This window comes from Leptospira neocaledonica (assembly GCF_002812205.1).
Classification (GTDB): Bacteria; Spirochaetota; Leptospiria; order Leptospirales; family Leptospiraceae; genus Leptospira_B; species Leptospira_B neocaledonica.
Genome location: NZ_NPEA01000001.1, coordinates 322,886 through 345,553, shown reverse-complemented (window position 1 = coordinate 345,553; position 22,668 = coordinate 322,886). Strand labels below are relative to the sequence as shown.

At 41.5% G+C, this 22,668-nt stretch carries 23 protein-coding genes and 2 tRNA genes; 14 read left to right on the top strand and 11 right to left on the bottom strand.

The features are described from left to right. The first annotated feature begins 32 nt into the window (after window positions 1–32). From CH365_RS01640 to CH365_RS01625, 4 genes are all read left to right on the top strand, one after another. Complete coding sequence (locus tag CH365_RS01640) at window positions 33–1,511, top strand: aldo/keto reductase (protein WP_100767017.1); 1,479 nt, start codon at window positions 33–35, stop codon at window positions 1,509–1,511. Next, window positions 1,495–1,977, top strand: a complete 483-nt coding sequence (locus CH365_RS01635) for a DUF309 domain-containing protein (protein ID WP_100766855.1) — start codon at window positions 1,495–1,497, stop codon at window positions 1,975–1,977. The genes CH365_RS01640 and CH365_RS01635 overlap by 17 nt, the downstream gene beginning before the upstream one ends. Window positions 1,978–1,981: 4 nt before the next feature. Beyond that, window positions 1,982–2,875 (top strand): alpha/beta fold hydrolase, encoded by an 894-nt coding sequence (locus CH365_RS01630; protein WP_100766854.1) that lies wholly within the window; start codon window positions 1,982–1,984, stop codon window positions 2,873–2,875. A gap of 168 nt (window positions 2,876–3,043) precedes the next feature. Then, window positions 3,044–3,253 carry a hypothetical protein gene (locus CH365_RS01625; protein WP_008590531.1) on the top strand — a complete coding sequence of 70 codons (210 nt, stop codon included), beginning with the start codon at window positions 3,044–3,046 and terminating at the stop codon, window positions 3,251–3,253. A gap of 70 nt (window positions 3,254–3,323) precedes the next feature. On the opposite strand, the gene CH365_RS01620 is transcribed toward CH365_RS01625, so the two are convergent. Continuing rightward, on the bottom strand, window positions 3,324–3,629 hold the full coding sequence (locus CH365_RS01620) for a PilZ domain-containing protein (RefSeq protein WP_165782556.1): 306 nt from the start codon (window positions 3,627–3,629) through the stop codon (window positions 3,324–3,326). A 453-nt stretch (window positions 3,630–4,082) separates the two neighbouring features. Beyond that, a complete protein-coding gene (gene serA / locus CH365_RS01610) occupies window positions 4,083–5,306 on the bottom strand; it encodes a phosphoglycerate dehydrogenase (RefSeq protein ID WP_100766853.1) in 1,224 nt (407 codons plus the stop codon). 317 nt (window positions 5,307–5,623) lie between these two features. On the opposite strand from serA, the gene CH365_RS20080 reads away from it, so the two are divergent. Then, the gene (locus CH365_RS20080; RefSeq protein ID WP_244282934.1) at window positions 5,624–5,965 is read left to right on the top strand and encodes a hypothetical protein; all 342 of its coding nucleotides are present in this window, start codon (window positions 5,624–5,626) and stop codon (window positions 5,963–5,965) included. Between the two features lie 82 nt (window positions 5,966–6,047). On the opposite strand, the gene lysS is transcribed toward CH365_RS20080, so the two are convergent. The 4 genes from lysS to CH365_RS01585 all read right to left on the bottom strand — a co-directional run bounded on the left by lysS (window position 6,048) and on the right by CH365_RS01585 (window position 9,058). Continuing rightward, the gene (gene lysS / locus CH365_RS01600) at window positions 6,048–7,547 is read right to left on the bottom strand and encodes a lysine--tRNA ligase (protein WP_100766851.1); all 1,500 of its coding nucleotides are present in this window, start codon (window positions 7,545–7,547) and stop codon (window positions 6,048–6,050) included. 1 nt (window position 7,548) lies between these two features. Continuing rightward, window positions 7,549–8,184, bottom strand: coding sequence for a hypothetical protein (locus CH365_RS01595; protein ID WP_100766850.1), 636 nt, complete (start codon window positions 8,182–8,184; stop codon window positions 7,549–7,551). Between the two features lie 56 nt (window positions 8,185–8,240). Continuing rightward, window positions 8,241–8,323: transfer RNA gene (locus CH365_RS01590), tRNA-Leu, on the bottom strand. 63 nt (window positions 8,324–8,386) lie between these two features. Then, complete coding sequence (locus CH365_RS01585) at window positions 8,387–9,058, bottom strand: CDP-alcohol phosphatidyltransferase family protein (protein ID WP_100766849.1); 672 nt, start codon at window positions 9,056–9,058, stop codon at window positions 8,387–8,389. A 128-nt stretch (window positions 9,059–9,186) separates the two neighbouring features. Between CH365_RS01585 and CH365_RS01580 the strand changes: the two genes are divergently transcribed. After that, window positions 9,187–9,260, top strand: a tRNA-Asp gene (locus CH365_RS01580). A 349-nt stretch (window positions 9,261–9,609) separates the two neighbouring features. Here the strand turns inward: CH365_RS01580 and fliG are convergent. The 4 genes from fliG to pdhA are packed head-to-tail and all read right to left on the bottom strand — an operon-like array spanning window position 9,610 to window position 13,970. Continuing rightward, window positions 9,610–10,629 carry a flagellar motor switch protein FliG gene (gene fliG, locus CH365_RS01570; RefSeq protein ID WP_165782562.1) on the bottom strand — a complete coding sequence of 340 codons (1,020 nt, stop codon included), beginning with the start codon at window positions 10,627–10,629 and terminating at the stop codon, window positions 9,610–9,612. 22 nt (window positions 10,630–10,651) lie between these two features. Then, window positions 10,652–11,971: a pyruvate dehydrogenase complex dihydrolipoamide acetyltransferase gene (locus tag CH365_RS01565; protein ID WP_100766846.1), complete on the bottom strand. Its 1,320-nt coding sequence runs from the start codon at window positions 11,969–11,971 to the stop codon at window positions 10,652–10,654. A gap of 44 nt (window positions 11,972–12,015) precedes the next feature. Then, on the bottom strand, window positions 12,016–12,990 hold the full coding sequence (locus tag CH365_RS01560; RefSeq protein ID WP_100766845.1) for a pyruvate dehydrogenase complex E1 component subunit beta: 975 nt from the start codon (window positions 12,988–12,990) through the stop codon (window positions 12,016–12,018). Beyond that, window positions 12,990–13,970, bottom strand: a complete 981-nt coding sequence (gene pdhA, locus CH365_RS01555; protein WP_100766844.1) for a pyruvate dehydrogenase (acetyl-transferring) E1 component subunit alpha — start codon at window positions 13,968–13,970, stop codon at window positions 12,990–12,992. The genes CH365_RS01560 and pdhA overlap by 1 nt, the downstream gene beginning before the upstream one ends. Window positions 13,971–14,430: 460 nt before the next feature. Here pdhA and CH365_RS01545 point away from each other — a divergent pair, with 460 nt between their 5' ends. From CH365_RS01545 to CH365_RS01525, 5 genes are all read left to right on the top strand, one after another. Continuing rightward, window positions 14,431–15,276 (top strand): flagellin N-terminal helical domain-containing protein, encoded by an 846-nt coding sequence (locus CH365_RS01545; RefSeq protein WP_100706044.1) that lies wholly within the window; start codon window positions 14,431–14,433, stop codon window positions 15,274–15,276. Window positions 15,277–15,684: 408 nt separating this feature from the next. Continuing rightward, entirely contained in the window at window positions 15,685–16,533 is an 849-nt protein-coding gene (locus CH365_RS01540) for a flagellin N-terminal helical domain-containing protein (RefSeq protein ID WP_008590488.1), read from the top strand. Window positions 16,534–16,793: 260 nt separating this feature from the next. Then, window positions 16,794–17,552, top strand: coding sequence for a hypothetical protein (locus tag CH365_RS01535; RefSeq protein WP_100766842.1), 759 nt, complete (start codon window positions 16,794–16,796; stop codon window positions 17,550–17,552). 117 nt (window positions 17,553–17,669) lie between these two features. After that, window positions 17,670–17,990 (top strand): ArsR/SmtB family transcription factor, encoded by a 321-nt coding sequence (locus CH365_RS01530; protein ID WP_100766841.1) that lies wholly within the window; start codon window positions 17,670–17,672, stop codon window positions 17,988–17,990. Between the two features lie 4 nt (window positions 17,991–17,994). Then, the gene (locus CH365_RS01525; RefSeq protein WP_244282933.1) at window positions 17,995–18,543 is read left to right on the top strand and encodes an SRPBCC family protein; all 549 of its coding nucleotides are present in this window, start codon (window positions 17,995–17,997) and stop codon (window positions 18,541–18,543) included. Between the two features lie 65 nt (window positions 18,544–18,608). Here the strand turns inward: CH365_RS01525 and CH365_RS01520 are convergent, their stop codons facing one another. Continuing rightward, window positions 18,609–19,856: a lipoprotein LipL46 gene (locus CH365_RS01520; protein ID WP_100766839.1), complete on the bottom strand. Its 1,248-nt coding sequence runs from the start codon at window positions 19,854–19,856 to the stop codon at window positions 18,609–18,611. 66 nt (window positions 19,857–19,922) lie between these two features. On the opposite strand from CH365_RS01520, the gene CH365_RS01515 reads away from it, so the two are divergent. From CH365_RS01515 to CH365_RS01505, 3 genes are read left to right on the top strand one after another with little or no spacing between them, the layout of a single operon-like run. Further along, window positions 19,923–21,182 (top strand): exo-beta-N-acetylmuramidase NamZ family protein, encoded by a 1,260-nt coding sequence (locus CH365_RS01515; RefSeq protein ID WP_100766838.1) that lies wholly within the window; start codon window positions 19,923–19,925, stop codon window positions 21,180–21,182. Window positions 21,183–21,213: 31 nt separating this feature from the next. Beyond that, window positions 21,214–21,816: an LIC_11883 family protein gene (locus CH365_RS01510; protein WP_100766837.1), complete on the top strand. Its 603-nt coding sequence runs from the start codon at window positions 21,214–21,216 to the stop codon at window positions 21,814–21,816. Next, the gene (locus tag CH365_RS01505; RefSeq protein ID WP_100766836.1) at window positions 21,813–22,667 is read left to right on the top strand and encodes a DUF2797 domain-containing protein; all 855 of its coding nucleotides are present in this window, start codon (window positions 21,813–21,815) and stop codon (window positions 22,665–22,667) included. The genes CH365_RS01510 and CH365_RS01505 overlap by 4 nt, the downstream gene beginning before the upstream one ends. The last annotated feature ends 1 nt before the right edge of the window (window position 22,668 follow it).

The following is a 22,668-nucleotide window of genomic DNA, read 5'->3' as shown; positions in this document are numbered from 1 at the left end:
TTAGTGCGGCGCGAAAATTCAAAAAAACGCAAATGATATCTAAAGACCCGTTTCAATCTTTGTACAGAGAGCCCCTTCACGAGGGGAGAAAGGAAAAATTCTCTCCAGGAAAAAAGGGAGAAGGGCTCGGCTATTTTCTATTCCGAGAACTTAGGCTTTCCCGAATCGCGTTCGGTGGATATAGGATAGGCCTCGAAGATCCGGAACATAAGGAAGCTCTTCAACTTGCTCTGTATTCTGGAGTGAACGTCATAGATGTTTCGGCAAATTATGGAGATGGAGAGGCTGAAAGTTTAGTTGGCAAGGTGCTGGATGAAAATATCAAAAAAAGACAACTGAATCGAAAGGAAATTTTTTTAGTCACCAAAGCTGGATATATCCAAGGAAGGAATATGAAGCTTGTGGAAACTAAAGAAAAAGAGAAGGATCCTTTTCCGGAAATCACTTATTACCAACCTGGCTGTTATCATTGTATCTCTCCTGAATTTTTAGAGGACCAGTTAGAAAGGTCCAGAAAGCGACTTGGGCTTTCGACCATCGATGCATTCTTATTGCATAATCCTGAATATTTCCTAAGTCATTCCGAAAAGAAGGGAATTCCAAAAGAAGAAGCCCAAGCGGAATACTATCGTAGGATCAAAGAGGCGTTTCAATTTTTAGAGAAGGCCAGAAAAGAAGGGAAAATCCAATTTTATGGAATTTCCAGTAATACATTTCCTCTGCCGGAAGAGGAATACACTCATACTTCTTTGTCGAAGTGCCTACAAATTGCGGAGAAAATTGCCGGAAAAGAAAATGGATTCGCAGTGGTCCAGTTCCCTGGCAATTGGTACGAGGACGGATTCCTTCGGAATCGATCGGAAGGGCAGAGTATCTTGGAAATCTGTAGGCACTTCGACCTTCTACCCCTAATCAACCGACCGCTCAACTCCTTCCAGACTGGAAAAGGAATGGTCCGACTGTCTTACTCGCCCCAAAACCAAACTCCGGATCAGTCGAAGTTACTACAAATCCTAGAACTCGAATCCTCTCTCTTAGAACCACTTTCTCCCAACCCGAATCGAAATTCACTTTCCAAACTTTGGCAAACCTATGGGGAGAAGGTCCGTTCCGAAGAACAATTCCAAGTCCTTCTCCAAAAATCCTGGATTCCTACCTTGCGAGCCATAATCGACGAGGTGTATTCTGAAAAAGGAAAAGAATCCGCAGAAGAATATTTGAGAGTTTTGAATACTGCTCTTCCATTATTGGAAGAACAAGTGCAGATCCGTTCCTCTGAAAAATTATCCGGACTATACGAAAGCCTCGTCTCTAAATACCATTCAAACGGAGAAGCTCCGGAAAGTTTATCTTCTCTTATGATATTTCATTTGGCTTCTCTTCTGGAAAAAGGCACAATTCTGCTTGGAATGAGAAAACGAAAATATGTAAGGGATATTCTTCCCATTTTCAAAAAACAACTGCCGGAAATTCCAAGGTCAGAATGGGGAGAAAATGGAATTCGATCCTGAAATACTCGCCATATTAGAAAAAGTGAAACAAGGAGATTCGGATTCCAGTTTCGGTTACGCTTGGGAAGAAGGAAGAAAACTTTATCTAAAAGGAAGATACTTCGAATTGCATGAGGTATTTGAGTTTCAATGGAAGAAGGAAACCGGAGGAAGAAGGTTACTTTTGCATGGATGGATCCAACTCGCCATTTCCTTGAATAAAGTTTTTGTAAAACCGAATATACGCGGATCCAAAATGCAAGCCGAGAAATCAAAGGAGAAGTTTCTAAAACTCTCTGAAACTGGAGAACTTTCCGCGTTTGGAAAAGACCAAACCATCGATATCATTCACTACTTAGAAAAACTTTTAAGCTTATTTGAAAGTGAAGAAAGTTGGGACCTCGAACGAATTAAAGAACTTTCTTTACCTGAAATGCAAGAAAACGCCAAGGAATTGTTTTCAAGTTCTGTTTTTCCCCGAGAATGACCCTATGGAAGTTTCCGATCCTCAATACAAAAACCAAGAAAGTGGATTTTTCGAATCCGGCGGGTATAAACTTCATTATACAAAAAGAGATAATGGAAAGGGTAGAGCGCTTCTTCTACTTCACGGATTTATGGATTCTTCCCAAACCTTTTTGTTCCAGGAAGAATATTTATCCAAACATTTCGATCTTTATCGTTTCGATTATAGAGGGCATGGGGATTCCGAATGGTTGAGAGAAGGTTTCTACCACTTTATGCTTCCGTTGGTGGATACAAAAACATTCATCCAAAAATTTCTTCCTGAAAAATTTCATATACTTGGTCATTCTATGGGCGGAGGACTTGGTTCCAGGATCGCAGGACTATATCCGGAAAGAGTTCAAAGTCTTATTTGTTTAGAGGGATTCAGTTCTCTCCAAGATCCGGAAAAGGAAAGAAGAAGGTTCCTTGGTTGGTTGGAAAATTGGGAAATAAGTCTCGCAGGAAAAGACAGAAAACGCCAAAAAAATTTTAAATCAGTGGAAGATGCAGCTTCAAGACTTGCCCCCATCTATCCAAGACTTTCTAAAGAAAGACTTTTAAAGATCACCAAAACATTAACAAGACCTGCAGAAGAGGGTGGTTATATGTGGAAGAGCGATCCTTCTTATAAAAATGGTCCTCCGGTATTTTTAAGTCCCCAATTCACCAGACATCTTTGGCAAACAATCTCTTGTAATGTTCTGGTTGTCTATGGCCAAAAAACTCACCTTGCTTTAGATGATAGCAAAGAAGTGTTCTCACATATTAGAAATTTAAAATATATTGAAATAGAAGAAGCGGGCCATAATATGCATCATGATCGTCCGGAACTTCTCGAAACCATACTCGATGAATTCTACGTAACAAATTTGAAGTAAACGAGTTTTGCGTACGAGCAGGTGTCGGATAACGTATTTACTACTCACGCATGTTTAGTACAAAAAATTCTGAGACATAAAAAATTTTCCTGATATTTTTCAAAAAGAACTTGTACTTTTATAGTACCGGAATAGTTTTCCTCCAACGTTTTGTAGTTAGGGGCGAACATGGTAAGCAGCAAATTTAAAGAGCAAATGGAAAGATACGTAAACTACCGAGGCATAGACATCATTCTTCATTTAAAAGATGGTTCTATCATCGAATTGGATAAAAACAGAAGACTCGTAGGCGAAGAGATCGTATATTTTCCTCAAAAAGCGAATCCAAGTAAAATTTCTCTCACCATGATCCAAAAGGCGGATCTGTTCGTCGCCTAACCAAAGACGACGAATCCCTTCCATATGATCAAAACGACACCGGGAAACCCCGGTGTTTGTTTATCAGACCTTAAGCCAAGGTCTGAATTAATTCTTCGATCTCTTTGATTTTGTCGAAATCCTTTTCGGTATAATTTAAGAACACATCGTATTCCACTTCTGAAACACGATCGCACTTGATTACCTTCATTGGAATATCGATGGAACCAGAGAGGCTGATTGTTCCCACTTGGATAGCCAGGTTAGTTCCAGGTTCCCAAGGAATTTCGGTTCTATGCACGATTCCTACGAGCACATTTTCTGCAATCCTCAGCTTAGAACTTTCTAACACCTGAAAGCCTACGTTAAGTGTGGAGGGGATTCTATTGTATTTCATGGCGGTATCCTCCCGGTCTTTATGAAAGAGCTTAGATTAAGTCGCTTACGTTCCGATTAAGATCCTTTTACGATCTTGAAAAAATCGGTAGAAAGAGGCTATTTTCCTATTTAAAGCAATTTCTATACCAGTAACCTTATATTGGGCCCCGGACATAAAGAAAATCGTGCAATGCACTAAAATATTAGGTCTCTTTCCAGTATAGCGAACATATATATAAATTTAACGGAGAAGGGCTCAAATCTTTGGGATATTGAGGGCTAAAATCTTGTGATTTTGTCGAAGCTACTACATGGCAGATTTCGAGGAAACTTACAATATTCTAATATATTGCTAATTTATTAAGCGAATTGGATCTTAAGCGGAGATTCCGATCTTCTGAAATTAAAACAGTTTCAGAAAATCGAAATCATTTCTCCGAGGCAATATAAACTGAAGTTTTTGGTCTGAGTATTAGTAAAGAATTCTGGTCTTGATAGAACCGGGATGTCTTTCTATTCTTTCTTTCAACTCATCTCCTACGCTCATATTGATTACCATGGAGAGATAACCAATTTCAGCGCTAGTTCCTAGATGTTGGGAGCTAATGTTTGCTCCGATCTCAGAAACCATACTGTTGATATCTTTCAAGAATCCTGGCTGATTTTTATGAACATTCAGAATTCTGTACATTCCCTGAGGGATCGGGTTCAATTCTAAATTCGGGAAATTGACAGCAAAAGTAGTGGAGCCGTTGTTTACGAACTTCAAAAGTTTAGAAGCAACTTCCGTCCCGATATTCTTCTGAGCTTCTTCCGTAGAACCACCTATATGAGGAGTCAATATTACGTTTTGCAAATTTTGCAAAGGAGTGATGAATGGATCGCTATTTGATTCAGGCTCTTGTGGAAAAACATCTACTCCGGCGCCCGCGATATGTCCTGCCTTAATCGCCTCGGCCAAAGCTTCCAGATCCACAACTTTTCCTCTGGAAAGATTGATGATATAGGCTCCTTTTTTCGTGGCCTTGATTTCCTTTGCACCGTATAAATTTGTCGTTTCAGGAAGTTCCGGCACGTGGAAGGTAACAAAATCAGAATTAGAAAGCAGTTCTTCGTAAGAATTGAGCGGAGTCGCATTTCCCAAAGGAAGAACGGTTTGTGTATCGTAATAGACCACTTTTAGGCCCATTGCTTCTGCAAGCACGGAGACTTGGCTTCCGATATGGCCGTAACCTACGATTCCCAGAGTTTTTCCCCGAACCTCAAAACAGTTTTTAGAAATTTTATTCCAGATGCCTGCATGAGTATTTCGGATATGGTCCGGAACCCTTCTGGCTAACATTACAATTTCTGCAATTACAAGTTCCGCGACGGAACGAGTATTAGAATAAGGTGCATTGAATACCGGGATCCCTTTTTTCTCCGCTTCCGCCAGATCTACTTGGTTTGTTCCGATACAGAAACAACCCACGGTCATGAGGCGTTTCGCTTTGGCTAAAACGGGTGCAGTCAGATTGGTTTTACTTCGGATCCCCAGAACATGAATGTTCTCGATTTCTTTCGAAAGTTCGTCTTCGCCCAGGGCCTGGGGGAGAAGGCGGACATTAAAACCGTCTTTTTGAAAGAGTTGGAATGCGTCTTGGTGTACATTCTCTAAGAGGAGGACGTTTATCTTTTCTTTCGGGTAGGAAATCATAGTTCTATAGCCATGGAACGTATCCTTGGCTTCTCTGAAAACGGATTTTTTACTTCACCTTTGGGAGATCGTGAGAAGAATGGAATGGAAATCACAAAGGTGAGCGCAATCCAATGATCCGTTCCAATTTTTCATTTTTACAAGTTTCAATCTTGGCCGTTTTTTTTGCCGTTTTCCTGAATTCCTGCTCGGCTAGGGTCCAAGTCCTTCCGGAACCGGTGGTGGAACAGACTCTTTTCAGAAGCGGTCCAATATGCCCCGGAGCAATCTTTTGTAGCCTTGGCAAACCAGGGTCTCTGAATTTTAAAGGAATCCTAGTGAATAAAACAGGGGAGAAGCCAATCTTCTTAGAATATTATATGAGCTCCTTTGAGGAAAGTTTTCCGATCGGGATCTCTATGAAGTTAGATCAAACCTGGCATAACCTCAGAAAAACTTCTACGGATTACGGAGATACTGTTCGTGTAGTTTCTATTCTTCCGGTAGATGTAGCTGACAAATTACTTTCCGCGAAGGAAATTCAGGTCAGCTTTTCTTCCAGAGATAATACCAGCACTTATACGTTAAGTTCTTCCAATTCAGATAGTTTGAAATCTTTACTCAAAGATCTAAAAGAAAAATTGGATTCTCAAGCAAGACTAACGATCACAAATCACTAAAATTATGCCCGAGTAATTTCTCGGGCAGATAATCAATTCGACCCGGAGTCTTGATCATACCGGGTTCCCAAAATGAAACTTATTATTCCGGTCTCATCAGAGGGAATAAGATGGTGTCTCGGATAGAATGAGAATTTGTGAGTAACATCACCAAACGATCTATCCCGATCCCGAGACCTCCCGTAGGTGGCATTCCATATTCAAGTGCTCGGATATAATCCTCGTCCATCATGAATGCCTCATCGTCTCCCGCTTCTCTTTGTTTTACCTGATCTTCGAATCTTTCTTTTTGATCGAACGGATCATTTAACTCGGAAAATGCATTTCCGATTTCTCTTCCTACTATATAAGGCTCGAATCTTTCCACATAACCTGGGTTTTCAGGATTCGATTTTGCTAATGGAGAAAGTTCCTTAGGATAATCCGTAACAAATACCGGTTGGATCAGATTCGGCTCCGCTTTTTCGGAAAATACCTCGTCCGCTACTTTCCAGATAGAAGTACATTTGCTTGCGTCCACTTTTACGGAGCTTGCTTTTTCTTTTGCTTCTTCTAGAGTTTTTACCTGAGAAAAATCGATCCCTGAATATTCTTTGATAATATCCACATACTTTACCCTTCTCCAAGGAGGGCTAAGATCTACTAGATCGTTTCCGTATTTGAGTTTGAGAGTTCCGCAGATTTTTTGAGCAACAGTGGTGATCAGTTTTTCAGTCAGCTCCAACATTTTTCCCATATCACCGTAAGCCATATAAGCTTCCATCATGGTGAATTCAGGATTGTGTTTAGTGGAAATTCCTTCGTTTCTAAAGTTACGGTTCAATTCGAAAACTCTATCTAGCCCGCCTACGATCAGTCGTTTCAGATATAATTCGGGAGCGATCCTTAAGAATAACTGCATATCTAATGTATTATGATGAGTAACGAATGGTCTCGCCGCCGCACCACCAGCGATCGGTTGCATCATAGGAGTTTCCACTTCCAAAAATCCTTCAGAAGTCAGGAAATTACGGATCTCGGATACGATTTTACTGCGAGTGATAAACGTATCTCTGACATGATCGTTTACTACCAAGTCCACATAACGCATTCTGTATCTTTGTTCCACATCAGCGAAAGCATCGTAAATTACTCCGTCCTTTTCTTTTACAACAGGAAGAGGGCGGACACATTTTGCGAGTAGTGTAACCGAAGTAAGATGAAGAGTAGTTTCTCCCTTTTGAGTTTGGAAAAGATAACCTTCTATCCCGATCAGGTCTCCTAAGTCTAAACTTTTGAAAAGAGTGTAGTTCTCTTCTCCCAGATCATCTCTGGTTGCATAAAGTTGGATAACTCCGGACTTGTCTTTTAAGTGAGCGAAACTTGCTTTTCCCATTACACGTTTGGAATGCAAACGTCCACCTAATAGAAACTTTTTCTCTGGGCCTGTAGGAGTTTTAGCAAACATCTCTATCAAAGATGCTGAATCGGAATCAGGGAAGAATCGGATCGGGTAGGGGTCAATACCCTTCTCCTTTAGGTTTTTGATCTTCTCGATTCTTTGTTGGATAAGTTCGTTTGTTTCTTTTAAGTCTTGGGACATTCTAATTTCCTAATAATATCAAATATAAATGTTTCGAGAGTCTTCCTAAGATGGACTCTAGGCTTTTTGGTTTTGTAAACCAATCCCAGGATCCGATCCCTTCGCTTACTTTGGAGACTGCGATATAGATTCCCGCAGGTTCCAAAACGTTTCTATATAATTTTAACAAGGTTGCTGAATCGTATTCTTTTCCCATCAAAAGAAAAGTTTTCCACTGACGATCCAATGCTATCTTTAAGAGTGTTTTTGGGAATTCCTGAGGACCTGCTTCTACCGTATAAACTAAAACTTTGGTCTCATCTACTCCTAAGGATGCCAGATAGGTTTGCAAAGAAGCCGTTGGATCTCCTACAATTCCCAAATCAGAATCTTGATTGGGAGGAGAATACAAAATAACGATCACAGGAGCTAGGCCCTTCTTCCATAAACCAGCCGCTTGTTTAAATTTATCCTTTTTACCAGTTTCAATAGCTTCTAATACAATAGCGTCCGATTTTTTGGGATCCGCTTTTGAAACTAAAAGGTAAGGAGAGGAGAAGAATAAGATCAAAAATAGAATCAATAATCCGAAAAAGCCGTAAGAAACAAGTTTGGCTTTATCTAAAAAATCTTTAACGGAGAGAGCACCCGATGCCATAGTTTTACCGAGGGTTGGTTTTTCAAATGGAGGAAAGGGTTGTAGGTAGGACGAATTGCTCGAGAGGGGACTCGAACCCCTACACCGAACCGGCACAAGCACCTCAAGCTTGCGTGTCTACCAATTCCACCACCCGAGCGGTCGCGATTGACAGACTGGGTGACTAGGCTCCTATGTCAAGGAAATTCAAACAAGGAAGGAATCAGACCAATTCGTACTTTTTCTTCTGCTTTTTATCTTCCGGATCCAAGATGAATCGTTCCGGATGGAACACAATATTCCAATATCTTTTGGAATAAGCTATCACACCAATGCTCAAGACCAAAACCAAAACATAACCTGAATATTCCGGATGAAGGAAGAAATGATTCTCAGGTAAAGTTGGACCGATCAAAGGTAAGGTCATATACCAAAGAACGGCAGCAGCAACAAGACCCACTCCAATCTTACCCCACCAATTCGGTTTTCCTTGGATCCCTCTTTTTAAATATAAGAATCCACCCAACCAAACTCCTAAAGTTTCCCTTAAGATATAAATGATAAGTATCCAAAGAGGGAACTGGTAATAATGAACGATTACTGAAAGTCCGCCGATAGTGACGAACTTATCGCAGATAGGATCCAAGTATTTTCCCAAGACCGATTCTTGGGAGAGTAGGCGAGCTAGAAACCCGTCTAGAAAATCTGTAAGTACTGCAAGAATACAGGTACCAATGGCTAAAAATAAATATTCGCTGCTACGAGGAGACTCGATATGTTTGCGAGTGAATTGTATAAAAAAAGGAAGAAGTAAAACTCTGGAGACGGATAAAAAATTAGAAAGAGTAAACACCCTCTCTTCGAGTAGATCCTTTGGTTTTTTTTCGTGAAGCATCTAAGAAAGCCAGCAGTCGGAAAAACTCCGCTATTGGAAAGGCTATGGAAGGGACTTAAAAATTCATCCCTTTTTCAGATAAACGAATTGACCCCCGAGCTCGCTCAGAAATTATGTTCTTCATAAAAGGAGCTGTAGCTCAGCTGGTTAGAGTGCCTGCCTGTCACGCAGGATGTCGCGGGTTCGAGTCCCGTCAGCTCCGAAATTCCCAACAATCAACTAGACTGTGGCTCGAAGCTTTTGCGAGTAAGCAATTGTAGCGACCCATAGGGAGCGTAAACAATTGCGACGCGAGACAGGATGTCGAAGCGAGCGCAAAAGACGCCGTGGAGCCAAGTTTGCCAGGAAGGCAAACTGCATAACGGCGAGTCCCACCCGTACGTGAAATTTCGCCAGAAATTTCCATACTCCAAATTCACACTTACTGAAGACCAACCTCATAAAGCGATCGAAGATCGCGCACTCGGCCCAAAGCCGAGGAAATACTCTTAGTATAAAATTTTATTCAAGAACGAAAAGCCTCATAAAGCGATCGAAGATCGCGCCGAAGCTCAAATAAACTCTTCCGAGTCCTTCTTAATAATAATTTCTCCGATCTCTTCTAAATCACGCAATGCGGTAAGAACGCTGTTCCTTGCGTCTGTGATCTCTTTCAGGGTCACTTTTCCTCGGATATCCATACTTTCTAAAATATCATTGGCTCTATTTTTAGACATTGCCTCGAAGAAATGAACCTTGATCTGGTCGGAAGCTCCTCTGAGTGCGATTGCGATCAGATCGTCGTCTCCTATTCGATTGATGAGTATTCTCATTTCTTTGGAGTTGAGAAGAAGTACATCTTCGAATGTATATAATTTTTCCCGAACCTGAGAGGCGAGTTCCGGAGATTGTTCTTCTAATTCTTTTAGAATTGTTTCTTCCAAAGATTTATCCATATGATTCAAAATATTTGCGAGAGCTTCCGCTCCTCCCGCTTCGCTGAATTCGGATTTATCTCTTTGTTCGTATTTTTTCTTCAGAACTTTTGCAATCTGACGAATTGCGTCCGGATGAGTTTTGGTAGTATTTGCGAGTCTGAGCGCAACTTTACTCTGTAATTCTTTTGGAAGAAACTTCAGAGTTTCTGCCGCTTTTTTAGGATGTAAAAATGCAAGTGTAACTGCGATCGTTTGGGTATGTTCCGGAGCTAAAAGATGAGCGAGTGTTTGCGGTTCCGCATCGTTTAAGAAGGAAAAATCTTCTTCAGTATCCTTTCTATCCAGTTTTCCTAATATGGTTTCGGACTTTTCTTTGCCCAGGGACTTTTGTAGTAATTCTCTGGCGGTTTCGATTCCACCTCTGGATTCAGCAGCAAGGTCTTTTAGGGAACCTTGGAAATCTAAGAGGACTTCTTCTTTTTCGGATTTGCTGATCGTTTTGATCTTTGCCATTTCCTGGACGATCTCTTCTATCAACTTTTCGTCGAGTTGAGCTAATGCCTTGGCAGCTGCTTCCTTGTCCAAGGATAGAAGTAGCATAGCTGCTTTTTTAACTTTTAAGTCTCTGGTTTTAAGATTGGAATCTTGGTCCACTGCTTCTTCGCCCACAAAGAAATCAGGCAAGTAACCGAAGAGGATGTTCCAGTAAATTTCGAAACACTTCCAACCAACCGGCTCCCACCGCGCCGTCTACCACTCTATGATCACAGGAAAGGCAGACTGAAAGAGTTTTTCCGGGGACAACTGCTCCGTTTTTGATAACGGGTTTAGATACCACATTTCCTACTGCAAGGATTGCGGCCTCCGGTTCGTTGATAACCGCTGCAAAACGATTTATTCCGAACATTCCCAAATTGGAAACAGTGAAGGTTCCGTCTGAAAACTCTTCCGGTTTGAGTTTTCGTTCCCTTGCACGGGAAGCAAGCTCTTTTACCGTTCTACCTATTTCTAAAACAGACCTTTTATCTGCGTTCCTTACATAAGGAGTAATCAGGCCGCCTTCGATAGAAACTGCTACTCCCACATCTACTCTTCCATGTTTCAATATATGATCTTCTCTCCAGGAAGAATTTACTTCCGGGACTTTTAGAAGCGCAAGCGCAGAAGCTCTGACAATAAAATCGTTGATGCTAAGTTTGATCTCTTCTCCCGATTCCTTTAGGTCGGAGTTAAAATTTTCTCTCAAATGTACGAGTGCATCCGCGTCAATTTCCATATCCAAATAGAAATGAGGCTGGTGGGTTTTAGAATGAACCAAACGAGAAGCGATCGTTTTTCTCATTCCAGAGATTGGAAGTTTCTCTTCCTGTATATTCCCTCCAGCAAATGGAGATATTCCGCTCGTTGAAAATGCAGAGATCCCGTTTTCAATATCCCGTTTGATAATCCTTCCGTCCGGTCCGCTTCCTCTGATCTTAGAAAGATCGATTCCGGTTTCCTCGGCCAAACGTTTTGCCAAAGGAGAAGCTTTCACCCTTCCTTCCAGCGCTCCAGGAGAAAGTCCTCTGGAAACAGAGCTCTCTTTGGGTGCAGGGGGCTCTTCTTCAGGCTCTTGGGTTGTCGAAGTGACTACATTTTCCTGCTTCTTAGGGGCTACACTTGGAGTCGGCGCGGTGGCCGGAGCTGGCGCTGGGGTAGAAGCTACCGAGGCAGAAGACCTGGATTTGGCTTCTAAAAGTAGGGAACTGATATCTTCCCCCGCTTTTCCTATAATTGCAACTGGGGCACCTACTGGGAGTTTGGCTCCTTCCTGGGCTATAATTTCCAAAAGTACGCCGGAATCGAATGCTTCCATTTCCATGACCGCTTTGTCGGTTTCGACCTCGGCTAATATTTCCCCGATGGCGACAGAGTCACCCTTCTTCTTTAGCCATTTTACCAAAACACCTTCCGACATTGTCGGAGAAAGTTGGGTCATTTCGGAAATTTTTGCCATCTATTTTTCCTATTTATAATATAATAATATTCAAATATTATGAATTACTTAATCATTTCTCTGACTTTTTTGATTATTTTTTCTTCGCTGGGTAATGATGATTTTTCGAGATTGGCCGCATAGGGCATAGGCACATCTTCCTGTGTAATCCTTTCTACCGGAGAATCCAAATAATCGAATGCTTCTTTTTGGATAAGATAGGCCACTTGTGCGCCGAATCCCGCCACATTCCAGCCTTCTTCCACTATGAGCGCTCTATTTGTTTTTCTGACGGAAGCCAATATCCCTTCCTCGTCTAAAGGTCTTATACTCCTTAGATCTAAAACTTCGACCGAAATTCCTTCTTTTGCGAGTTTTTCTGCAGCAGGAAGAACATACATGAGAGCTCTGGACCAACTGATAATTGTGAGTTGTGTACCTTCTCTCTTGATATCCGATTTGCCCATCGGGATCGAGAATTCTCCTTCCGGGACTTCTCCTTTGGAGCCGTATAATACCTCACTCTCTATAAAGATCGTTGGGTTATTATCTCGGATGGAAGTTTTTAGGAGTCCGTAAGCATCTGAAGGAGTATAAGGAGCGAGCACTTTTAAACCGGGAATATGGGCATACCAACTCTCGAAGGATTGTGAGTGCTGTGCGCCAAGTCTTCCGCCGGCACCTCCTGCTCCTCTGAAAACGATCGGGATCGGAAATTGTCCAGCACTCATATAATTCATTTTTGCAGCCGAGTTGATGATCTGATCGATTGCGACAAGTGAGAAGTTCCAGGTCATAAATTCTATGATCGGCCTAAGTCCTACCATAGCGGCTCCTATCCCAACTCCTGCAAAACCGTTCTCAGAAATAGGGGTGTCTATGATCCTTCTTTCTCCAAACTTAGCGAGCATTCCTTGGGAAACTTTATAAGCTCCTTCGTAATGTCCTACCTCTTCTCCCATGAGAAAGATATTTGGATCCTTCTCCATTTCTTCCGTCATGGCACGATTGAGTGCTTCTCTATAAGTGAGTACTGCCATTATACGTTCTCCGCATAAACATGCTTATACAGCCAGCCAAGAGGCGGTTCTTCACTTTTTTCAGCGAAGTCGACTGATTCCTCTACGGTTTTAAGAATGATTTCGTCCATCTTGGTCAATTCTTCTTGTGCCCAGCCTGCCGAAAGTAGATCCTTTTCCGCTTTGATCAGAGGATCTCCTTGTTTATATTTTTCTAATTCTTCTTTGGTCCTGTATTTTGCAGGGTCTGACATAGAATGGCCTCTGAACCTATATGTGGAAATTTCCATGAGAGTAGGGCCTTCTCCTCTTCTTGCTCTTTCCACGGCGACCCGTACATGTTCTCTGACTTTCCGGACCTCGTCACCTTCTATATGGTCTCTTGCGATATCATAGGCCGCTGCTCTTACGGAAACATCTTTGACGGAGAGTGCTCTATATTCGGGAGTTCCCATTGCGTAATGATTGTTTTCGCAGATCATGACTAGAGGAAGTTTCCAAATTGCGGCTAAATTCATTCCTTCATGGAAGGATCCGATGTTTGCTGCGCCTTCTCCAAAAAAACATAATGTAACTGCGCCGTCTCCGCGGTATTTGGATGCGTATGCAATCCCTGCCGCAAGTGAGATATGCCCGCCTACGATTCCGTGTCCGCCCATGAAGTTTTTATTTTTATCGAAAAAGTGCATGGAGCCGCCGTTTCCGTGGACGATCCCAGTTCTTTTTCCGAATAATTCGGCCATGAGAGCCTTTGGTTCCAATCCTCTGGCGAGTGCATGTCCATGATCCCTATAGGTGGAAACTATATAATCTTTTTGTTCTAAAGCGGAGATTGCTCCCACGCCCACGGCTTCTTGACCGATGTATAAATGGCAGAAGCCGCCGATTTTGCCCATGCTATATGCCTTCGCGGAAGCTTCTTCGAAGCGGCGGATCAAAAGCATTTGTCTGTATAATTCTAATAGATCTTCTGTTTCTTTTTTTGTTTTAGGTTGGCTCATAGTACTTTAGGAAATACGAAAACAATCGCAAAATATCTTCTTAGAACTAGGATATGCAAACTGATTTCGGAAATTTTTTGAAAAATGCAAAGAGATGGAGAAGGGGAGCTCCTTTTTCTAAAAAAATGCTTATGGAAATTTCCAATTCGTTCGAACTTTTAGATGAGCCCAAAAAAGGAAAATTTTTTCCAAAAATTCTCCAAATCCTTTTTCCTTCTTTCTTCAAAAATCATCAAAAACCATCAAAATAGAGCTAAAATTAGCGAAAAACTCCATTTTCGTTAAAATTAATCTAGGCCGGGTGCTTCACCGAAGATATATCTGAAGGAAACCCTGAATTTCTAGGTTTATCCCGGATCTCAGCCTTCATTTAAACATATAGAAAAAAGACCAAAACCAAACCAGCACAGATCCCGGCACGGATGCCGGGCTCATGATCTCAGTTTCAAGGAGGAAACAAATGATCATTAACCATAACTTAGCCGCGATTAACTCCCACCGCGTTCTGAAGTTCCAGAACAACGAAGTGGCGAAAAACATGGAGGCACTTTCTTCCGGTATGCGTATCAACCGCGCCGGGGATGATGCATCCGGTCTAGCCGTTTCCGAGAAAATGAGAACTCAGGTGAAAGGACTTCGCCAAGCGGAGAGAAACACTGAGGACGGCATGTCCCTGATCCAAACAACTGAAGGATATCTGCAGGAAACGAATGATATCATCCAGAGGGTCCGTGTACTTGCAATCCAATCTTCCAACGGTATCTACGGCGCAGAAGACCGCCAAATGATCCAAGTAGAAGTTTCTCAGCTCATAGACGAAATTGATCGCATTTCCTCCCAAGCAGAGTTTAATAAGATGGCATTGCTCCAAGGCGATTTCGCTCGTGGATCAAGAACCGCTTCTATGTGGTTCCACATCGGACCGAACCAGCACCAGAGGGAACGTGTCTATATCGCAACTATGACCGCTAAGGCTCTGAATTTGATCAAGTCTGACGGAACACTTTTGACTCTTTCTACTGCTGAACTTTCAAACGAAGCAATCGGCTTTCTTGACGATGCTTTAATGAAAATCAACAAACAAAGAGCAAATCTTGGAGCTTACTATAACCGTTTAGAGCATGCATCTAAAGGCCTAATGGTAGCTTACGAGAACATCCAAGCTTCAGAGTCGAGAATCAGGGACGCGGATATGGCAGAGGAAACTGTATCGTTCACTAAGAACCAAATCTTGGTTCAGTCCGGTACTGCTATGTTAGCACAAGCTAACGTAAGACCTCAGTCTGTCCTCCAGTTACTTAGGTAATTAGGACTTTCCGGCAGCGGGAGCAGTGATGCTCCCGCACCGGGAACTTTTCTGTAGAACTCCGAAGCCGCTCATGCGGCTATCCTTGTCTACGGACCTAATGAAAAGGTACAGGAAAAACGTCGGGTCTAACATTCTTATTTCCCCAATTTTTTTCCGGTTCCTTTTCCAAGGAGGGATTCCGAGGAAACGAAAACCGGGTTAGTAATAACCTAAAGCTTATTGAACTTAGTGTAAGTGTATATCAGTAACGTTATGCTCTTATGTGTTGATTGAAAAACATCCATTCTCCTCGGGAGAAGATGACCTGTCGGGTGGTCCGACCGGGTCCATCCCGGAGCACCGGACAGGTCATGTCCGCTCGGAGGATAGGGAGATCCTCCGGAAACTCTCTACAAGGAGTGTAGGATGATTATCAATCACAACCTGAGTGCGGTGAATTCTCACCGCTCTCTGAAGTTCAACGAGCTAGCTGTGGATAAAACCATGAAAGCTTTGTCTTCCGGCATGCGGATCAATTCTGCCGGTGACGATGCTTCGGGTTTGGCTGTCTCCGAAAAACTCAGAACGCAGATCAACGGACTGAGGCAAGCGGAGAGAAATACGGAAGACGGGATGAGTTTCATCCAGACTGCGGAAGGATTCCTTCAACAGTCTTCGGATATCATCCAAAGGATCCGGGTTTTGGCCATCCAAACCTCGAATGGGATTTACAGCCCCGAAGACAGACAATTGGTTCAGGTGGAAGTTTCCGCCCTTGTCGACGAAGTGGATCGTATTGCCTCTCAAGCAGAGTTCAATAGATTCAAATTGTTCGAAGGAGACTTCGCTAGAGGTTCCAAAAGAGCTTCTATGTGGTTCCATATGGGACCGAACCAGAATCAAAGGGAAAGGTTCTTCATTGGAACTATGACTTCCCGAGCTTTAAAGCTTACCAAGGCAGATGGTAGACCAATTGCGGTCTCTTCTCCTGGGGAAGCGAATGAAGTGATCGGTTTAGCCGATGCTGCGCTCGGAAAGATCATGAAGCAGAGGGCGGATATGGGAGCTTATTTTAATAGGCTGGAACATTCCGCAAAAGGTCTCATGGCAGCGTATGAAAATATGCAGGCTTCCGAGTCCAGAATTCGTGACGCCGATATGGCGGAGGAGATGGTTGCTCTAACTACTAAACAAATACTCGTGCAGAGTGGTACGGCGATGTTAGTGCAAGCAAATCTTAAACCGAATTCGGTCCTCAAACTTCTCCAAATGTAAGTCTTTGGGAAATGGCACCACCGGGAGTGAAAACTTCCGGTGGTTTTTTTATCTCATGCTTCGAGATCCCCTTATGAATTCGTCCTATTTATTTATTCGTCTAAATTCGTTTTTTCTAAACAAGCTATGCAAAAAAAATGCAGGTAATATTTTATATTCGTGTGGAAAATAATCATCTAGTCATGATTGAATGAATTCGCTTGACTCTTTTCGCTGATTTATGGAAATTCTCGAACATCTTTTCCTTTAGGTAGAATGGAATGTTTCGTAGTTTATTAATCTTTGCTACACTATTAGGCTTAACTTGTGCGACCACTAATTCGGGAAAAAAGCCCGGGCCGGAATCATTTACTTTAGATTGTTCGGATACTAAAAGTCCATATTACTTCTCGGTAATGAAAGGAAAGGGAAATTTTTCGATAACAAGGTTTTTGGAATATTCCATACCCTCCAGTGCTCATGAAAACTTTTTAAGCCAAAATCAAAAAATCTGGGATAAGGCACTCTTTGATTACCGAGCCAGAAAATTTTCCGAAGTAAAAGCTTTATTACAACCTTTTCTTTCCAAGTATGATCAGGATTTAAGTCTTCGGGAACTATACGCCAAATCCTGGTATTGGAGTCTGCAAAATAGAGGAAAGGAAGACAAGCTACTTGCATTCTATTTGGATTTATATAAGCGTATTCAGCATGAAATCGATGTGCAGGATGGAATCCGAAAAAAGGGCGAAGTAGTTATAGTCTTGGGTTTTAACGATGTGGAGTGGAAAATTGCTACAATCTATTTAGACAGAGCGGAGTGGCAAGCTGCTGAATCATACTTGGAGTTATCTCTTTTCGGAGGAACCATGACCACGGACGGAAGCCAAGGCCCTCATCCATCCGTGATCGAAAACTATGCTTACCTTACGGAAACTGCTTATTATCTAAAAGATAAGGACAAGAATCGTTTTTATCTTTGTAAAACTCTACAACTTGATCCTAAAAACACTTACGCCTTTCAGTTTTTACTTCGTTAAATCGGAGTTTTTCTTTTATCCATCCCAATTCGACCCTTAGAATAATTTCCACTAAGGGTCGTCTTATTTTTATATTTAAGTATTGACTTAATTAAGTTTATGCTTAAATATATGTCTATGAACGCTTTAGATGCGATTTCAGATCCGACCAGGCGCAAAATTTTAGAACTTCTATTCGAAGGAGAAATGGGTGCAGGTGAGATTGCTGGGCATTTTGATATAAGTAATGCTGCTATCTCCCAACATTTAAAAGTTCTAAGAGAAACAAATTTGATCCAGGTGAGAGCAGACGGTCAAAGAAGGATCCATTCTCTAGATTATAGAGGCTGGAAGGAAATCCAGGATTGGCTAGATAGAGCAAAATCTTTCTGGGAAAGCAGATTGGACGTTTTGGAAAAGGAATTGAGAGCAAATAAGAAGAAGAAGGAAAGAGGATAATCTGATGAATAGATCGGAAAATAAAACGTATGGTACATTTGTTTCATCGAGCGAGGTTCGTTTTGAACGATTATTGCCCGGCCCGATCGAAACCGTTTGGGAATATCTGACTGACTCAGAGAAGCGCGGTATTTGGCTCGCTAAAGGAAACATGGAGCTGAAGGTAGGAGGAAAAGTTGAATTAAACTTTTTACATTCTTCTCTTTCCGATGAAAAAACCTATCCTGATAGATTCAAGGCTATGGAAAACGGTATTAGCGGATCGGAAACAATAACTGCAATTGATGCTCCTCGTCTTTTAAGTTTTACCTGGCATCCTGATTCGGAAGTACGTTTTGAGTTAGAGGAGAAGGGAGAGGATGTTCTTCTTACTATTCGACATTATAAACTGAATGATGAATTCGGTAAACTGATGGTTTCCACCGGTTGGCATACACATTTGGACATATTGGTTTCCAAATTGTACCAAGAATCGGTTCCTAAATTCTGGCAAACTTTTTCAAAACACGAAGAAGAATACACAAAGCTGATCTCTAAACCGAGTAAGGTTTAAAGAACAAATAAAAAAAGCCGACGAATTTCTCGCCGGCTTTTCTTTTAGATCGATTGTTGAATCGATTATTTATTCGGAGTAAACTCCAAAGTAACCACACCTCTTGCAGCAGACTTAACATTCATCTTTTTAGTAGCTAAGAAAGTAAATCCTCTGTCTTTTTTATAGACTAATTCGTCCATAAACAGTGCGTCTTTTCCAGGGTAGGTAACTTCCCATTCTGAACCGCTTACATTGCTAGTTCTAACATTGATGTCTTTCGCAGCAGTTAATTCTGCCAGATCATCTTTGAACTTAGTGGATTCGTCTGCGTCCAGTCCGGTAAACTTAAGGATGATGGTATTGTTCTCAGTGAGATTGAACCATTCTTCCTTAAGTTGTTTGTTTACTTTTTTGGTTACATCTTCTGCCCAACCAGCAAGTGCTTTTTCTCTGGAAACTTTTTGAGTGATGTCTGCTCCGCGAGCGTCTCCGTTTCCGGATGCTACCACTTTTCCGTCTCCCCAAAGTAGGATCACTTTATAAGGTCCTGTAGCCGCAGTATTGAATAGAGGTCTATCCAATTGTTTTCCACCGATTGCAGTTACAGGTGTTTGGTCTTCTGTTTCAACAGATCCTACAACAAGTACTTCTGCTCCGGAAGATTGAGCTTGGATTAAGATCGCAGCTCCTGCATCTAGAGAGTTTACCACATCAGCATTCAAGCCGGAAGGTTTAACAGTTTTAGAAGCAGTTCCTGGATCCACGATCTTGTTTCCTGCTTTTTTCAATCCTTTGATGACCTCAGCTTCTGCAATATTACCATTGCTTAAAGGAGCAACCGGTGCTCCTCCTACTTTAGAAGGAACTAAAACTACAATTCTTGGATTTCCTACATCAGCAAGTAAACCTTCTACAGCAGTGGAAAGTTTAGATTCTTCGATAGTACAACGAACTGTAAGTTTTAAAATTGGTTGAGTATCAATCTTGCCTTGGTCTTCTGCAACGATGTCGTAAGATTTTACGAATGCATCCGTTTTGGAAAGTAGACTAGAGCCCAAACTTTCTCCATCGGAAGCTTGGCTTTTGTTGGAAATTTCTTCACCAACTACTTTACGTACCGCATTAACCTTTGCGTCTTTAATCGCTCTTTGTTTTGCGTTTGCTATATCTCCGTTATAGATCGGAGCTTCTCCGATCACGGTGATCGTATTTCCTTCTCTAGTGAATTCTTCTTTTTTCTTGCGTCGGGATCCGTCACCCGTAGCGCATGCAAAAGTGAAACCTAAAATCAGTGTGAGAGCGGTAATCCGCAGGATGGGCAGCTTTGCCATATCGCTTCCTTTTTCTCCTTGATGTATTGAATTCTGTCTATTTACTGAACAAATAAGGTATCTTACATGCGGTTCAAAGAAAGAAACAAAAAAAACCTAACTTTATTCATTTTTTTTCTGACAATTTCCTCAGGCTCCTGCGTAGAAGCGTCATCCAGAAGTCATATTTCAAAATCCAAAATTATTCCGGCCGAAGTTTCTTTTTACGAACAAGTACTTCCTAGTCTTGCCGGTAAATCCGTTGTGCTCGTTACAAATCCATCTGGAATAGGAAGACATCCTGAGAAGATCTTGAAAGAGTTTAAGGATAAAAAAGTAAAGATCAAACATTTGATCGGACTCGAACACGGTTTTTTAGGATTGGAAGAAGACTTTAGCAAGTCACCAGTCACGATGGACGAGACTTTTCAACTTCCCATTTATCATATTTATAAGGTAAAAAATTCAGAGATCCCTGCAATACTCAAAGGTGCAGATGCAATTGTATTCGATGTAGTTGATATGGGGATGCGTTGTTATACATACTTAAGTGTTCTTAAACGTTTGATGGATAATTTGCCGGATCCAAACACTAAGTTTATTCTTTTGGATCATCCAAACCCTGCATTATATTTAGGTGCAAGGGGAGAAGGTATACAGAAGAAGTTTTTAAACTTCGCGGGAGAATTTCCATCCCTGTTTTTCACGGGTATGACCTTGGGAGAAGCCGCGGCATTTTATAACGGAGAATATCTGGGTGGAAAAGTAAAACTGGATATCATCTCACCTGAAAATCTAAAAAGAGGATTCGATTGGGATAGAGAAGGAATTCCTTGGTCCACACCTTCTCCGAATTTACCAATGTTGGATTCTGCCAGAAATTATTTAGGCTTAGTATTATTAGAAGGAGTGAATGTTTCCGTCGGAAGGGGGACCCAGGCTCCATTCGTATATTTCGGCGCTCCTTGGATGAATGAACCGGAAGATATTATCTCCGAATTGAACGAGGACAGTAAGGGAGATTATTATTACCAAAGTGTATTTTTTAAACCTGTTTTCGGACCTTTTAAGGGAGAAATATGCAGAGGACTTCGTTTAACAGTCGTAAATCGTAAATACGATCCGATCAGAATGGCCTATAATCTTACTTCCATTATGAAAAAGAAATATAAAGATTTCAAATGGAGACAGTATGCGGACGGATCTCATAATATAGATTTCCTTTGGGGAACGGAAAAATTCAGAGAGTCAGTCGATGCAGGTAAGACATACGAAGAATTTAAGGCTTCTTATGCGGAATCCGAATCTTCTACTAACAGATTGATCCAAAAATATCTGATCTACTAATGTTTTATAATAGGATTTCGAAAGAGATATTATGAGAGTCAGATTCGTTATTATATTCTACCTTTGTTTTTTCTTCTCTCTTTTTGCAGAAAACGAAAGTGGAGAATGGAAAGAATACGGTTTAAAAGAAGTTTTGGGCCGTTTGAAATTTTATGCATTCGCTAAAATTGCCCAAAGTGTGCGCACGGGCGCTTCCTTTGATCAAGAATTGTATGTAAAAGAAACTCCTTGTGATCAGAACTTTCCTAGATTAGAGGGAAATTTCCAATGTGCTTTGCTTAGAGTTTCTACCTTAGAAGATACTTTGACAGATGGCTCTGAACCTAAAACTCCGAGTATTGCCTCTGCTACGAATGGTCTAACTCCGAGTAAAACAATACCTCCCATTCCAGTAAAAGCAAAATGGTATGAGGGAAGAACTCTCGCAGGAAAAGGTGTACTTTCTCTGCCCGGAAAAGAAGGGCAGAGTGATTTAAAATTATTTTATCATACGGATGGAAGACTTAGCCATTATTCCTACGAAGATAAAATAGTTGTTTTTGACTGGAAAGGCCAAGAGTTAAGCACTATTCTAATCGTAAAAGTGGATCCTATATTACGACCGCTCGGTGGTAAGGAATATTTTTTCCCATGAAAGAACTCTCTTCCGGTTTTTTGCGAATGATGGACCACGAAGGTATCGACCCGGTAGAATATATCTGGGTAGTAGCTTCTTATCCTTCTTCCGAATCCGGAAAACAAGAGGCACAATATCTGCCTGCAAATTTTAAGATCGGAAGTCTTGTAGGCAAAAGGGTAAAACTAGAATTTACCGGAAAGATTCGTTGTGTGAATTGTGGAAAAGTCACAAGTAAAAGTTTCAACCAAGGAAGTTGTTTTTCCTGCTTCCAAACTTTAGCTGAAAATGATCTATGTATTCTTCGACCTGAGACCTGTCATTTTCATTTAGGAACTTGTAGGGAACCCGAATGGGGAGAAGGTTACTGCTTCCAAAAGCACACAGTTTATCTTGCAAACACGAGCGGACTAAAAGTGGGAATCACACGTGAAAAACCGGTATCCAATCGCTGGGTGGATCAGGGAGCGCAAGAAGCGATTCCACTTTTAGAAGTTTCATCCAGAAGAGATGCCGGCTTAATAGAAAAACAATTTACCTCTATCATAGATGATAAGACCAAATGGCAGAAGATGGTGACGGAAGATTCCGGCCCCTTCGATTTGATTTCCAAAAAGAAAGAACTTCTGGAAGTATTGGATTCCTGGGATTTAGGAGTTCCATATACAGAATCCGAAGAACAAAAAATCACAAAATTAAGTTATCCTATTTCAGAATACCCCAAAAAATCCAAATCTTTTTCTCCGGATAAGGAAACAGAAATAGATTCCAAATTACTCGGTATCAAAGGGCAGTATCTTTTATTCGAGGATGTTGTCATTAATATCCGAGCTTATGGCGGTTACGAAATCCGTTTATATTCGGAGTGAG